The sequence below is a fragment of the Pseudomonas salomonii genome (assembly GCF_900107155.1).
Taxonomy (GTDB): domain Bacteria; phylum Pseudomonadota; class Gammaproteobacteria; order Pseudomonadales; family Pseudomonadaceae; genus Aquipseudomonas; species Aquipseudomonas salomonii.
The window spans coordinates 1-13225 of record NZ_FNOX01000021.1 but is presented as its reverse complement, the minus strand read 5'-3'; the positions used below and the strand labels follow the sequence as shown (position 1 = coordinate 13225).

General features: G+C 59.6%; 9 protein-coding genes, 1 tRNA gene and 1 pseudogene. 8 read left to right on the top strand and 3 right to left on the bottom strand.

The features are described from left to right. The first annotated feature begins 32 nt into the window (after positions 1-32). Complete coding sequence (locus BLV67_RS30570; RefSeq protein ID WP_069786298.1) at positions 33-1262, top strand: multifunctional CCA addition/repair protein; 1230 nt, start codon at positions 33-35, stop codon at positions 1260-1262. Positions 1263-1442: 180 nt separating this feature from the next. On the opposite strand, the gene folK is transcribed toward BLV67_RS30570, so the two are convergent. Continuing rightward, entirely contained in the window at positions 1443-1961 is a 519-nt protein-coding gene (gene folK / locus BLV67_RS30565; RefSeq protein ID WP_065929392.1) for a 2-amino-4-hydroxy-6-hydroxymethyldihydropteridine diphosphokinase, read from the bottom strand. After that, positions 1952-2305: a dihydroneopterin aldolase gene (folB, locus tag BLV67_RS30560; protein WP_017138053.1), complete on the bottom strand. Its 354-nt coding sequence runs from the start codon at positions 2303-2305 to the stop codon at positions 1952-1954. The genes folK and folB overlap by 10 nt, the downstream gene beginning before the upstream one ends. Before the next feature lie 72 nt (positions 2306-2377). Here folB and plsY point away from each other — a divergent pair, with 72 nt between their 5' ends. Further along, positions 2378-2947, top strand: a complete 570-nt coding sequence (gene plsY / locus BLV67_RS30555) for a glycerol-3-phosphate 1-O-acyltransferase PlsY (protein WP_056857845.1) — start codon at positions 2378-2380, stop codon at positions 2945-2947. 34 nt (positions 2948-2981) lie between these two features. On the opposite strand, the gene tsaD is transcribed toward plsY, so the two are convergent. Then, complete coding sequence (gene tsaD, locus BLV67_RS30550; protein WP_056857844.1) at positions 2982-4007, bottom strand: tRNA (adenosine(37)-N6)-threonylcarbamoyltransferase complex transferase subunit TsaD; 1026 nt, start codon at positions 4005-4007, stop codon at positions 2982-2984. 203 nt (positions 4008-4210) lie between these two features. Between tsaD and rpsU the strand changes: the two genes are divergently transcribed. From rpsU to BLV67_RS30520, 6 genes and pseudogenes are all read left to right on the top strand, one after another. Beyond that, entirely contained in the window at positions 4211-4426 is a 216-nt protein-coding gene (gene rpsU, locus BLV67_RS30545; RefSeq protein ID WP_002551877.1) for a 30S ribosomal protein S21, read from the top strand. A gap of 435 nt (positions 4427-4861) precedes the next feature. Next, on the top strand, positions 4862-6832 hold the full coding sequence (gene dnaG, locus BLV67_RS30540; RefSeq protein ID WP_069786299.1) for a DNA primase: 1971 nt from the start codon (positions 4862-4864) through the stop codon (positions 6830-6832). 67 nt (positions 6833-6899) lie between these two features. After that, positions 6900-8750: an RNA polymerase sigma factor RpoD gene (gene rpoD, locus BLV67_RS30535; RefSeq protein WP_017138049.1), complete on the top strand. Its 1851-nt coding sequence runs from the start codon at positions 6900-6902 to the stop codon at positions 8748-8750. A 136-nt stretch (positions 8751-8886) separates the two neighbouring features. Continuing rightward, positions 8887-12630 (top strand): EAL domain-containing protein, encoded by a 3744-nt coding sequence (locus tag BLV67_RS30530; RefSeq protein WP_069786300.1) that lies wholly within the window; start codon positions 8887-8889, stop codon positions 12628-12630. Positions 12631-12645: 15 nt separating this feature from the next. After that, positions 12646-12722: transfer RNA gene (locus tag BLV67_RS30525), tRNA-Ile, on the top strand. Between the two features lie 109 nt (positions 12723-12831). Continuing rightward, positions 12832-13225: pseudogene (locus BLV67_RS30520) on the top strand (transposase); the annotation flags it as partial.

Genomic DNA, 13225 nt, shown 5'->3' with positions numbered 1-13225 from the left:
CGGTATCCTGTGCCGCTAATGGAGGCTTTTTCATGAAAATCTACACAGTCGGCGGTGCGGTGCGTGATCGCCTGCTCGGCCTCAAGGTCACCGATATTGACCGCGTTGTGGTGGGGGCGACCACTGAAGAAATGCTCGCCAAAGGCTACAAGCCGGTCGGCGCTGACTTTCCGGTATTTCTGGACCCCAGGAACGGCGACGAATACGCCCTGGCCCGCACCGAACGCAAGAGCGGTCGAGGTTATGGCGGCTTTGTGTTTCACGCCAGCCCCGAGGTGACGCTGGAAGAAGACCTGATTCGCCGCGACCTGACCATCAACGCCATGGCCGAGGATGATGACGGCAACCTGACCGATCCTTATGGCGGTCAGAGCGACCTTGAAGCGCGCATTCTTCGCCACGTTTCCCCTGCGTTCGCCGAAGATCCCTTGCGAGTGCTGCGTGTTGCGCGCTTCGCTGCGCGTTATGCCCACCTGGGTTTTACCGTGGCCCCGCAAACCCTGGAATTGATGCGCCAACTCAGCGAGTCCGGCGAACTGCAAGCCTTGACTCCGGAGCGCATCTGGAAAGAAATTTCCAGGGCGCTGATGGAGGATCAGCCTCAAGTGTTTATTCAGGTAATGCGCGACTGCGACGCGCTGAAAACCCTGATGCCCGAAGTGAATGCGCTATTTGGCGTGCCGCAACCTGCCGCCCATCACCCGGAAATAGACACCGGCATCCATACCTTGAGCGTGCTCGAACAGGCCGCCTTGCATCACCAGCCGCTGACCGTGCGCTGGGCCTGCCTGCTGCACGACTTGGGTAAAGGCCTGACGCCTGTGGATAAATTGCCGCAGCATATTGCCCACGAACACACGGGTTTGAAGCTGATCAAGGCAGTCAACGAACGCTTCAAGGTGCCGAAGGATTGCCAGGAACTGGCGCTGCTGGTCGGCCAATATCATACCCATGGCCACCGCGCGCTGGAGCTCAAAGCCTCGACATTGCTGGAGTTGCTGCAGAGTTTTGACGTGTATCGCCGGCCGCAGCGCTTTGAAGAGTTTGTGGTGAGTTGTGAAATGGACGCCCGGGGCCGCAAGGGCCTGGAGCAGAGAAGTTATCCACAGGCGGATTATTTACGCGGCGCAGCCAAGGCGGCTCGCGAAGTACCGGTGGCGCCCTTGCTGGAGAAAGGTTTCAAAGGCCCGGAGCTGGGCGAGGCGCTCAAGCGTGAGCGGCTTAAGGTACTCAAGGCCTACAAAGAACACCACAACCTGTAGTCGTTACTCTGTGTGGCAGACGGGCTTACATCAATGCCATTCAGTTAAGCGCAAAACGTGTGGGAGGGGCCTTGCCCGCGAAGACGTCGGCACAGTAAACATTGATGCTGACTGACCCACCGCTTTCGCGGGCAAGCCCGCTCCCACAGTTGAATCCGGTCAAGCCAGGCGCATCGGCGGCTACAGCAGACCCGCCGGGGTCAACTGCTGGCCCTGCCATTCAAACCCGACAGGCGCCAGCACCTGGTCGATCTGGGCATCGCGCCATAACTCGGCCATTGTCTTATCGACTTCAGGGTGTACACGATCCGGCGCCATCAACGACAACGGCCACAGCACAAAAGCATTCTTCAGGATCTCTGCGCGTGGCAGGATCAAACCGTCGAAATTCCCCACCAGGTCACCGTACAGCAGCACATCGATATCCAACGGCAGCCCTTTGCGGTCCGGGGCATAACGACCGTTGTCGGCCTCGATGAATTTCAACCGGCGATCGAGCTCCATCAACGGCAGGTCGGTATACGCCGACACGACAAGGTTGAAGAATGGCCCGCTCTTGATGCCCACAGGCTGGCTTTCAAATACCGCGGAGCAGCGTACGTCGGTCAAGAAACCCGCCAACGCGTCCAGGCCGGCACGCAGGTGCGGCTCTCGCTCGATATTGCTGCCAAGGCCAAGGTAAACCTGAGTTAGCGACATCCGCGCTCGATCTCCACGCCCACGCCTTTGGCCGCCGGTACGGCGCCGGGCTTGGTCAATTTGAGGTGCAGCCAGGGAATCTGGAATTCGTTCATCAGCACTTCGGCCAACCGCTCGGCAAAGGTTTCCACCAACTGGTACTGGGATTGCTCGGCAAAGGCCTGGATACGCGTGGACACACTGGCGTAATCCAGCGCCAGGGTCAGGTCGTCACCGGCGGCGGCCGGGCGATTGTCCCAGGCGAAGCTAAGGTCCAGGCGCAGGCATTGCTTGATGCCGCGCTCCCAGTCGTAGGCCCCGATTACGGTGTCGACTTCCAGGCCTTCGATAAACACTCTGTCCAAGCTCTTCTCCGCAGCACGACAAGGGCGCATTGCCCCGTTAGAATCAGGGCGTCCTCGCCCGGAATAGTTAGCATGTTTTGGTTACTGGCGATTCTCGCCTACCTGCTCGGCTCGCTGTCCTTCGCCATTTTGCTCAGCCGCCTGACGGGAAATCCCGACCCGCGAATGAGTGGCTCAGGCAATGCCGGCGCCACCAATATGTTGCGCCTGGCCGGCAAGAAACTTGCCGTACTGACGCTGTTGGGCGACCTCTGCAAGGGTTTGTTGCCCGTACTGATCGCCAGCTTCGCCGGCCTTACCTTGCAACAGCAGGCCTGGGTGGGCGTGTGCGCCGTCCTGGGCCATCTGTTTCCGCTGTACTTCCGTTTTCGCGGCGGCAAAGGCGTCGCGACCGCGGCCGGTATGCTGCTGGGGGTTTACCCTCCGGCAGCGCTGCTGGCCGTGCTGGCCTGGCTGCTGACGTTCTACCTGACCCGAACCAGCTCGCTGGCCGCCCTGATCGCCACACCACTCACCCTGCCGTTGCTGGCCTGGCAGGCACCGGCGGCGTTGCTGCCGATGAGCGTACTGACACTGCTGATCGTGTGGCGCCACCGCGGCAATTTACGCGACCTGTTTGCCGGGCGCGAACGGCATTTTTAAATACCGTTGATGAGCCCGGTTCAGATCAAACCGCCTAAAGCGGTGAAAGCTGCTCCATCGGCCAGCGTGCCTGCACGCTGATCGCCAGGCTTTCGTGCTGCCCGGCCTGCAGGCGCTGGCAACCGGCGTAGGCAATCATCGCGCCATTGTCGGTGCAGAACTCAGGGCGCGCATAGAACACATCGCCCTTCATGTCGCCGAGCATTTTTTCCAGCGAGGCGCGCAACGCCTTGTTGGCACTGACACCGCCTGCGATCACCAGGCGCTGCATGCCTGCCTGTTTCAGGGCGCGCTTGCACTTGATGGTCAAAGTCTCTACCACGGCCTGCTGGAACGCCAGCGCGATGTCGCAACGGGCTTGCTCACTGTCGTCCCCGGCGCTGACGCTTTGCTGCCACGTGTTCAGCGCGGAGGTTTTCAAGCCGCTGAAGCTGAACATCAGGCCTGGGCGATCGCACATCGGGCGCGGGAAGGTGTAGCGCCCCGGCACGCCTTTTTCGGCCAGCCGCGCGATTTCCGGGCCACCGGGATAATTGAGGCCCATCATCTTCGCGGTTTTGTCGAAAGCTTCGCCGGCGGCGTCATCCAGCGACTCCCCCAAAAGCGTGTATTGGCCGATGCCATCCACCTGAACCAACTGCGTATGACCACCGGAAACCAACAAAGCGACGAACGGGAACTGCGGCGGTGTTTTTTCCAGCATCGGTGCCAGTAAATGGCCTTCCATATGGTGCACACCGAGGGCGGGAATACCCCAGGCAAAGGCCAGCGCCTGGGCGCAAGAGGCCCCAACCAGAAGGGCTCCAACCAATCCGGGGCCTGCGGTGTAGGCAATTGCGTCGATCTCGGTCGGCACGCAACCGGCCTCGTCCAACACCTGGCGAATCAAGGGCAGCATGCGCTTGACGTGATCGCGGCTGGCCAGCTCCGGCACCACCCCGCCATAGGCGCGGTGCAAGTCGATCTGACTGAACAGTGCATCGGCCAAAAGCCCGCGTTCACTGTCGTAAAGTGCGACACCGGTTTCGTCGCAGGAGGTTTCAAGTCCCAGTACTAGCATGGGTTTGCGCCTTGTAGAGGCTGAATTCGAAGGCGCGCATAATAGTCGCCACTCCCCCTCCCGACTAGCGGTTTTCGATCAGAGGCTTTGCATTCCGGTCAATGAGGGGTTAACATCCGCAACCCTTAAAAACCGACGACCTCAGCCGCGAATTTTTTGCGACGAGAACGTTGATTCCCGGTAATGAAAGAAGGTAGCTCTGGATGCCAGCCGTCAAAGTAAAAGAGAACGAACCCTTCGACGTAGCTCTGCGTCGTTTCAAGCGCTCCTGCGAAAAAGCCGGTGTTCTGGCTGAAGTTCGTAGCCGCGAATTTTATGAGAAGCCAACTTCTGAGCGTAAGCGTAAAGCAGCAGCCGCTGTTAAGCGTCACGCCAAGAAAGTTCAGCGCGAACAGCGCCGCGCCGTTCGTCTGTACTAATACACAGACTTACGTAGCAAGCTTCTGCCAAGCCCGGCCCTCAGCCGGGCTGTTGGCATTTGCGGATATCGCTTGATGCTTCACCGTCGACGCCGCACACGCGACCGAGACACTGCTTCACACGTCAGGACTGGCGCTTCTGCCAGCGGTGCGCGTCTCTTCTGACGAGCCTAACAAGGCTACTGACGAGCACACTTAATTTTACAAACAGACGATCAACTGTGTCGGCTGTGCCCATCAAGGCGTTTCCGAGGCCACTACTGGCCAACACCGGACGCCAGGGCAACATTTCAAAGCCGAAGACTGATAGAAACTAACGTCAGTGAATGCTCGGCAGATACACTCCCCATGCAGACAACAGATGTTCAAGCACTCGATACGTGCGCTTGAACGCTTCACGGGCCCTCATTTACACGCAGTGATGACGAGAACGCCATGGCCGGGCTGATTCCCCAGAGTTTTATTGACGACCTTCTTAACCGCACCGACATCGTCGATGTTGTCAGCTCACGCGTGCAAATGAAGAAGGCCGGCAAGAACTACACTGCCTGCTGCCCGTTCCACAAAGAAAAAACCCCGTCATTCAGCGTCAGCCCAGACAAGCAGTTCTACTACTGCTTCGGCTGCGGCGCAGGCGGCAATGCCCTCGGTTTTATCATGGACCACGACAACCTGGACTTCCCCCAGGCCGTCGAGGAACTGGCCAAAGCCGCCGGCATGGAAATCCCCCGCGAAGAAAGTGGCCGCGCGCACAAACCGCGACAACCCACCGATTCGCCGCTGTACCCACTGCTGACCGCCGCTGCCGACTTCTATCGCCAGGCGCTTAAAAGCCATCCGCAGCGCAAGGCCGCCGTCGAGTACCTCAAGGGCCGCGGCCTGACCGGTGAGATCGCCCGGGATTTTGGCCTGGGTTTCGCCCCGCCGGGCTGGGACAACCTGTACAAGCATCTGAGCAGCGATACGCTGCAGCAAAAGGCCATGATCGATGCCGGCCTGCTGGTGGAAAACGCCGAGACCGGCAAGCGCTATGACCGCTTCCGCGATCGCGTGATGTTTCCGATCCGCGACAGCCGTGGCCGTATCATCGCTTTTGGTGGCCGGGTACTCGGGGATGACAAGCCTAAATACCTGAACTCCCCGGAAACCCCGGTATTTCACAAGGGCCAGGAACTTTACGGCCTGTTTGAAGCGCGCAAAAACAATCGCAACCTCGATGAAATCATCGTGGTGGAAGGCTATATGGACGTGATCGCGCTGGCCCAGCAGGGCCTGCGCAATGCCGTCGCCACCCTGGGCACCGCCACCAGCGAAGAACACATGAAGCGCCTGTTTCGCGTGGTGCCCAGCGTGCTGTTCTGTTTCGACGGCGACCAGGCCGGTCGTAACGCCGCCTGGCGTGCGCTCGAAGCCACGCTGTCGAGCCTGCAGGACGGGCGCCGCGCGCGCTTTCTGTTTCTGCCCGAAGGCGAAGACCCGGACACCCTGGTGCGCTCCGAAGGCACCGACGCCTTCCGCGCCCGCATCAATCAACACGCGCAGCCGCTGGCGGACTATTTCTTCCAGCAACTGACCGAAGAAGCCGACCCGCGCTCCCTCGAAGGCAAGGCCCACATGGCCACCCTCGCAGCGCCGCTGATCGACAAAGTGCCGGGCGCCAACCTGAAATCACTGATGCGCATGCGCCTGCTGGAAATCACCGGCCTGAGTGGCGAGGCCGTCAGCCAGCTGGTGCACAGCGCACCGCAGGAAGCGCCACCGGCCTACGACCCAGGCATGGACTACGACGCCATGCCGGACTATTCCGACTTCCACCAACCGCAGGAGGCCTACGCGCCCCAGCAGGAGTGGACACCGAAGAAGCCCGGCGCCGGCGGTAAAAAATGGGACAAGAAACCCTGGAACAAGAACGGCAAACGCGGTGACCGCGACGAGGCATACGCGCCGCGAACTCCTGTCGCCGTCGAAGCTCCAACGCTCATTGCACTGAGAACACTTATTCACCACCCGCAATTGGCAAAAAAAGTTGAGAGCGCCGATCACTTTGCCAACGAGAGCAACACTTACGCTCAGGTACTGATCGCCTTGATCGAGGCGGTGCAGAAAAATCCTAAGCTAAACTCAATTCAATTGATGGCTCGTTGGCACGGCACCGAACAGGGACGCTTGCTTAAAGCACTGGCGGAAAAGGAGTGGCTAATTGACGGCGACAACCTTGAACAACAGTTTTTAGACACCATTACTAGGTTATCCGCAGGTCAGCACACGCAGACCCTGGATGAGCTGATCAAGCGTGCAAGGCAGCCGGGTTTATCGGCTGAAGAGCAAATTCAGATAGCAAAACAGATGCGCGACCTCTTAAAACAGAATGTTTGTACATCTAACCCGACCTCAGCTGGCGTGTGAGGTCATAGCTCGGGTATAATCCTCGGCTTGTTTTTTGCCCGCCAAGACCTTCAGTGGATAGGGTGTTATGTCCGGAAAAGCGCAACAACAGTCTCGTATCAAAGAGTTGATCACCCTTGGTCGTGAGCAGAAGTATCTGACTTACGCAGAGGTCAACGATCACCTGCCTGAGGATATTTCAGATCCAGAGCAGGTGGAAGACATCATCCGCATGATTAATGACATGGGGATCCCCGTACACGAGAGTGCTCCGGATGCGGACGCCCTTATGTTGGCCGACTCCGATACCGACGAGGCAGCTGCTGAAGAAGCGGCGGCCGCGCTGGCAGCGGTGGAGACCGACATCGGTCGCACGACTGACCCTGTGCGCATGTATATGCGTGAAATGGGTACCGTCGAGCTGCTGACACGTGAAGGCGAAATCGAAATCGCCAAACGTATTGAAGAGGGTATCCGTGAAGTGATGGGCGCAATCGCGCACTTCCCTGGCACGGTTGACCACATTCTCTCCGAGTACACTCGCGTCACCACCGAAGGTGGCCGCCTGTCTGACGTTCTGAGCGGTTACATCGACCCGGACGACGGCATTGCGCCGCCTGCCGCCGAAGTGCCGCCGCCTGTCGATGCGAAAGCCGCGAAAGCCGACGACGACACCGAAGACGACGATGCTGAAGCCAGCAGCGACGACGAAGATGAAGTTGAAAGCGGCCCGGACCCGATCATCGCAGCCCAGCGTTTCGGTGCGGTTTCCGATCAAATGGAAATCACCCGCAAGGCCCTGAAAAAGCACGGTCGCTCCAACAAGCTGGCGATTGCCGAGCTGGTGGCCCTGGCTGAGCTGTTCATGCCGATCAAGCTGGTACCGAAGCAATTCGAAGGCCTGGTTGAGCGTGTTCGCAGTGCCCTTGAACGTCTGCGTGCGCAAGAACGCGCAATCATGCAGCTGTGTGTACGTGATGCACGTATGCCGCGTGCCGACTTCCTGCGCCAGTTCCCGGGCAACGAAGTCGACGAAAGCTGGACCGACGCGCTGGCCAAAGGCAAGGCGAAATACGCCGAAGCCATTGGTCGCCTGCAGCCGGACATCATCCGTTGCCAGCAGAAGCTGACCGCGCTTGAGACCGAAACCGGTCTGACGATTGCTGAAATCAAAGACATCAACCGTCGCATGTCGATCGGTGAGGCCAAGGCCCGCCGCGCGAAGAAAGAGATGGTTGAAGCGAACTTGCGTCTGGTGATCTCGATCGCCAAGAAGTACACCAACCGTGGCCTGCAATTCCTCGATCTGATCCAGGAAGGCAACATCGGCTTGATGAAGGCGGTGGACAAGTTCGAATACCGTCGCGGCTACAAGTTCTCGACTTATGCCACCTGGTGGATCCGTCAGGCGATCACTCGCTCGATCGCCGACCAGGCCCGCACCATCCGTATTCCGGTGCACATGATCGAGACGATCAACAAGCTCAACCGTATTTCCCGGCAGATGTTGCAGGAAATGGGTCGTGAACCGACCCCGGAAGAGCTGGGCGAACGCATGGAGATGCCTGAGGATAAAATCCGCAAGGTATTGAAGATCGCGAAAGAGCCGATCTCCATGGAAACGCCGATTGGTGATGACGAAGACTCCCATCTGGGTGACTTCATCGAAGACTCGACCATGCAGTCGCCAATCGATGTCGCCACTGTTGAGAGCCTTAAAGAAGCGACCCGCGACGTACTGTCCGGCCTCACTGCCCGTGAAGCCAAGGTACTGCGCATGCGTTTCGGCATCGACATGAATACCGACCACACCCTTGAGGAAGTCGGTAAGCAGTTTGACGTGACCCGCGAGCGGATCCGTCAGATCGAAGCCAAGGCGCTGCGCAAGTTGCGCCACCCGACGCGAAGCGAGCATCTACGCTCCTTCCTCGACGAGTGATACCAGAACCCCCGGCCCAGCCCGGGGGTTTTGTTTTCTATAGATTAATTTCTACAGATTAACTTCCCCCGCAGCCCCCCTCCCCCTAAATGCCCGTCTACACTCGACAGATTCCCCGTGCCATAACGAGACCGTTATGCCCAGACTGCCGACCGTGATGCTGCTGTCGCTGCTCGCCTGGACCGCAACGGCTGGCGCGTTGACTCTTACTGATGATGAGCGTGGCTGGCTGGCGGACCATCAGGAGCTGCGCCTGGGGGTGGACGCTTCTTGGCCGCCCTTCGAATACCGTGATGAAAATGGCCGTTATCAAGGCCTCGCTGCCGACTATGTACGCCTGATCCAGGACCGCCTGGGCGTGCGGATCAAGCTGATCGAACCGGCAAACTGGACCGCTGTCCTCGAACAGGCGAAAAACAACCAGCTCGACCTGCTCCCCGGCATCATGTCGACGCCCGAGCGCCAGAATTACGTGGCCTTTACGCGCCCGTACCTGGACTTCCCGATCGTCATCCTTGCCCATGAGGGTGGCGCAAAACCGCGCAACCTCAAAGACCTGTACGGCCTGAAGATCGCGGTGGTGGAAAACTACGCGCCGCACGAATTACTGCGCACTCACCACCCCGACCTCAACCTGGTGGCCATGCCGAACGTCAGCTCAACGCTGCAAGCCCTGGCCACCGATGAAGTGGATGCGGTTGTCAGCGACCTCGCTTCCAGCGTCTGGAGCCTGCGCCAACTCAAGCTGGACGGTTTATACGTCAGCGGCGAAACACCCTACCGCTATCAATTGGCTATGGGCGTGCCACGCGATCAGAAAATACTGGTGGGCATTCTGGACAAAGTCCTCGCCGACCTCAGCTCCGACGAAACCGATGCGATCCAGCAACACTGGGTCGGCAGTTTCACCGATCACCGCACCTTCTGGGCCGACTTGCTGATGTACGGCCTGCCGGCGGTGCTGCTGTTGAGCACTGTGTTGGCCATCGTGATTCGCATCAACCGCCGGCTCAGCTCGGAAATTGCCCGGCGGGTCGCCCTTGAGCAAGAGTTGCGCAGCAGCGAATACCACTATCGCGGCCTGGTAGAGAGCCTGTCCGCGATTGCCTGGGAAGCCAGCATCACCGACTTCACCTACAGCTACGTGTCGCCCCACGCCGAAGACCTGCTGGGCTATCCCCGCGCCCATTGGTTGATTCCAGGTTTCTGGCGCAACATCATCCACCCCGCCGACCTGACCCGTGCCGAGGCATTCTGCTACCAGGAAACCCGCGCCAACCGCGATCACAGCCTCGATTATCGGGTGATTACCGCCGACGGCCGCTGCTTGTGGGTGCGTGACATCGTCAGCCTGATCGAGCACGGCCATGAGCCGGTGTTACGCGGTTTGATGATCGATATCAGCGAAGCCAAACGCACTGAAGAGGCGTTGCAGCTTTCCGAAGAGAAGTTTGCCTCGGTGTTTCAGCAATGCCCGGACATCCTGGTCATCGCCCGCCTCTCTGATGGCTGCCTGCTGGAGGTGAACAAGGCATTCGAGGACCAGATTGGGTTAAGCGCCGAACAAGTCGTGGGTAAAACCGCCACCGAGCTGAATATCTGGGGCGTTCAAGGCGTCGGCCCCGACCTGTTGCGACGTGTGCAGACCACCAGCATCCGCAACCTGGAAATGCCGTTTCTGCGCAGCAATGGCCAGGCGTTTACCGGGCTGATCTCCGCCGAACCGTTCCAGCTCGACACCACCGAAGCCTTGGTGGTGGCGGTGCGTGACATCACCCAACTCAAGGAAACCCAGCAACTGCTGCAAACCTCCGAAGAGAAATTCGCCAAGGCCTTCCACGCCTCACCCGACGGTCTGCTGCTCAGCCGCCAGCGCGATGGGCTGTTGATTGAAGTGAACGAAGGCTTCACCCGCCTGACGGGCTTTAGCAGTGCGAACTCGCTCGACCAGTCGACCCTGGACCTGGGCATCTGGGTCGACCTCAACGAACGCAAACACCTGCTGGAATTGATGCAACGCGACGGTTTTGTGCGTGACTTCGTCTGCCGTATCCGCCGCGCCGACGGCTTGATTCGCCTGTGCGAAGTGTCCAGCCGCCCGCTGCCCATCGGCGAAGAAGACTGCATGTTGACCATCGCCCGCGACATCACCGAACGCCAAGTGATGCAGGAAAAACTGCAACAGGCCGCCACCGTGTTCGAGAGCACCGCCGAAGGCGTATTGATCACCGACACCCGGCAGAACATCAGCGCCGTCAACCGCGCTTTCAGCGAGATCACCGGCTACAGCGAAGCCGAAGCCCTTGGCAGCACGCCGCGCCTGCTCGCCTCCGGCCTGCATGACAGCGCGTTCTATGCGGCGATGTGGCATCAATTGACAGCCCACGGCCACTGGCAGGGCGAGATTTCCAACCGTCGCAAAAACGGCGAGCTGTACCCCAGTTGGCTGACCATCAGCGCCGTGCGCAACCGCGACCAGTTGATCACGCATTTTGTTGCCGTATTTGCCGATATCTCCAGCCTCAAGCACGCCCAGGCTCGCCTCGACTACCAGGCGCACCACGATCCCCTGACCGGCCTGCCCAACCGCACCCTGTTTGAAAGCCGGCTGCAAGCCGCCCTCATTAGCCAGGAAGAAACCGGTAGCCAGGGCGCCGTGCTGTTCCTCGACCTGGACCGGTTCAAGCATATCAACGACAGCCTCGGCCACCCCGTCGGCGACCTGCTGCTCAAGGACATCGCCGTGCGCCTCAAGGAGCAACTGCGCGACATCGACACCGTGGCACGCCTGGGCGGCGACGAATTCATCATCTTGCTGCCCGGCCTGCAACAAGCCAGCGATGCCGAACACCTGGCCAATAAACTGCTCGCCTGCTTCACCCCGCCGTTCCAGGCCGGCGAGCATGAGTTCTTTATCAGCGCCAGCATCGGCACCAGCCTTTACCCACAGGACGGTACCGACGTCGCCACCCTGGTCAAAAACGCCGATGCCGCGATGTACCGCTCCAAGGCCAAAGGCCGCAACCGTGTCGAGAGCTACACCCGCGACCTCACCGCCCAGGCCAACGAACGCGTGGCCCTCGAGCACGAACTGCGTCGCGCCATCGAACGTGAAGAGCTGTTTTTGTACTACCAACCCAAGCTCAGCCTGGCCACCCAGGAACTGATCGGCGCCGAAGCCTTAATTCGCTGGCACCACCCGACGTTTGGCGACGTGCCGCCGGAACACTTCATCGCCCTGGCCGAAGAGAACGGCACAATCCTGCAGATTGGCGACTGGGTACTGGAACAGGCCTGCCGTCAGATGCACACCTGGAAACACGCCTTCAACGACTTCGGCCCCCTGTCAGTCAACCTCGCCGGCGCCCAACTGCGTCACCCCAACCTGCTCGCGCGCATCGAACAACTGCTGCACGACTACCACCTGGAGCCCGGCTGCCTGCAACTGGAGATCACCGAAAACTTCATCATGAGCCAGGCCGAAGAAGCCCTCGAAGTGCTGCACCAACTCAAGCACCTGGGCGTGCAACTGGCCATCGATGACTTTGGCACCGGCTACTCATCCCTAAGCTACCTCAAGCGCCTGCCACTGGATTTCCTCAAGATCGACCAGTCCTTCGTGCGCGGCCTGCCCGACGACCCCCACGACGCCGCCATCGTGCGCGCCATCATCGCCCTGGGCCACAGCATGCAATTCACCATCATCGCCGAAGGCGTGGAAAACCCCGCACAACAAGCCTTCCTGGCCGCCGAAGGCTGCGAACAGATGCAAGGCTACATCGTCAGCCTGCCACTGCCGCCGGAGCTTTTTGCCGAGACTTTTCTTCATATGCGGGTTTCAGACTTTTCGGATGGCACAGCACGGAAACCGTCGCTATAATCCGCGTCCTACTGAGGGCCTATAGCTCAGTTGGTTAGAGCAGGGGACTCATAATCCCTTGGTCGTAGGTTCGAGTCCTACTGGGCCCACCAAACAAGAAAGCCGCGCACTGCGCGGCTTTCGTGTTTCTGGCGGAATGTAGTGGTCTAATGATTCCGGACACCCATTTAGGCGAGAATGCTCGCCACAGAGAGGTGTCTGATGACCAAGCAACGCCGTACCTTTTCCCCTGAATTCAAACGCGAGGCTGCCGACCTCGTTCTCAAGCAGGATTACAGCTTCATTGAGGCCAGCCGCTCGCTTGGTGTCGGCGAGTCGGCTTTGCGCCGATGGGTCGACCAGGTGCAGCAAGAACGCACGGGCGTCACTCCGCAGAGCAAAGCGCTGACCCCGGAGCAGCAGAAAATCCAAGAGCTGGAAGCCCGAATTGCTCGCCTTGAGCGGGAAAAGTCGATCTTAAAAAAGGCTACCGCGCTCTTGATGTCGGAAGATCTCGAGCGTTCGCGCTGATTGACCAGTTGAGCATCCACGAGCCGGTTGATTGGCTGTGCAAGGTGTTTGAAGTGACCCGCTCGTGCTACTACGCTCGGCGCCT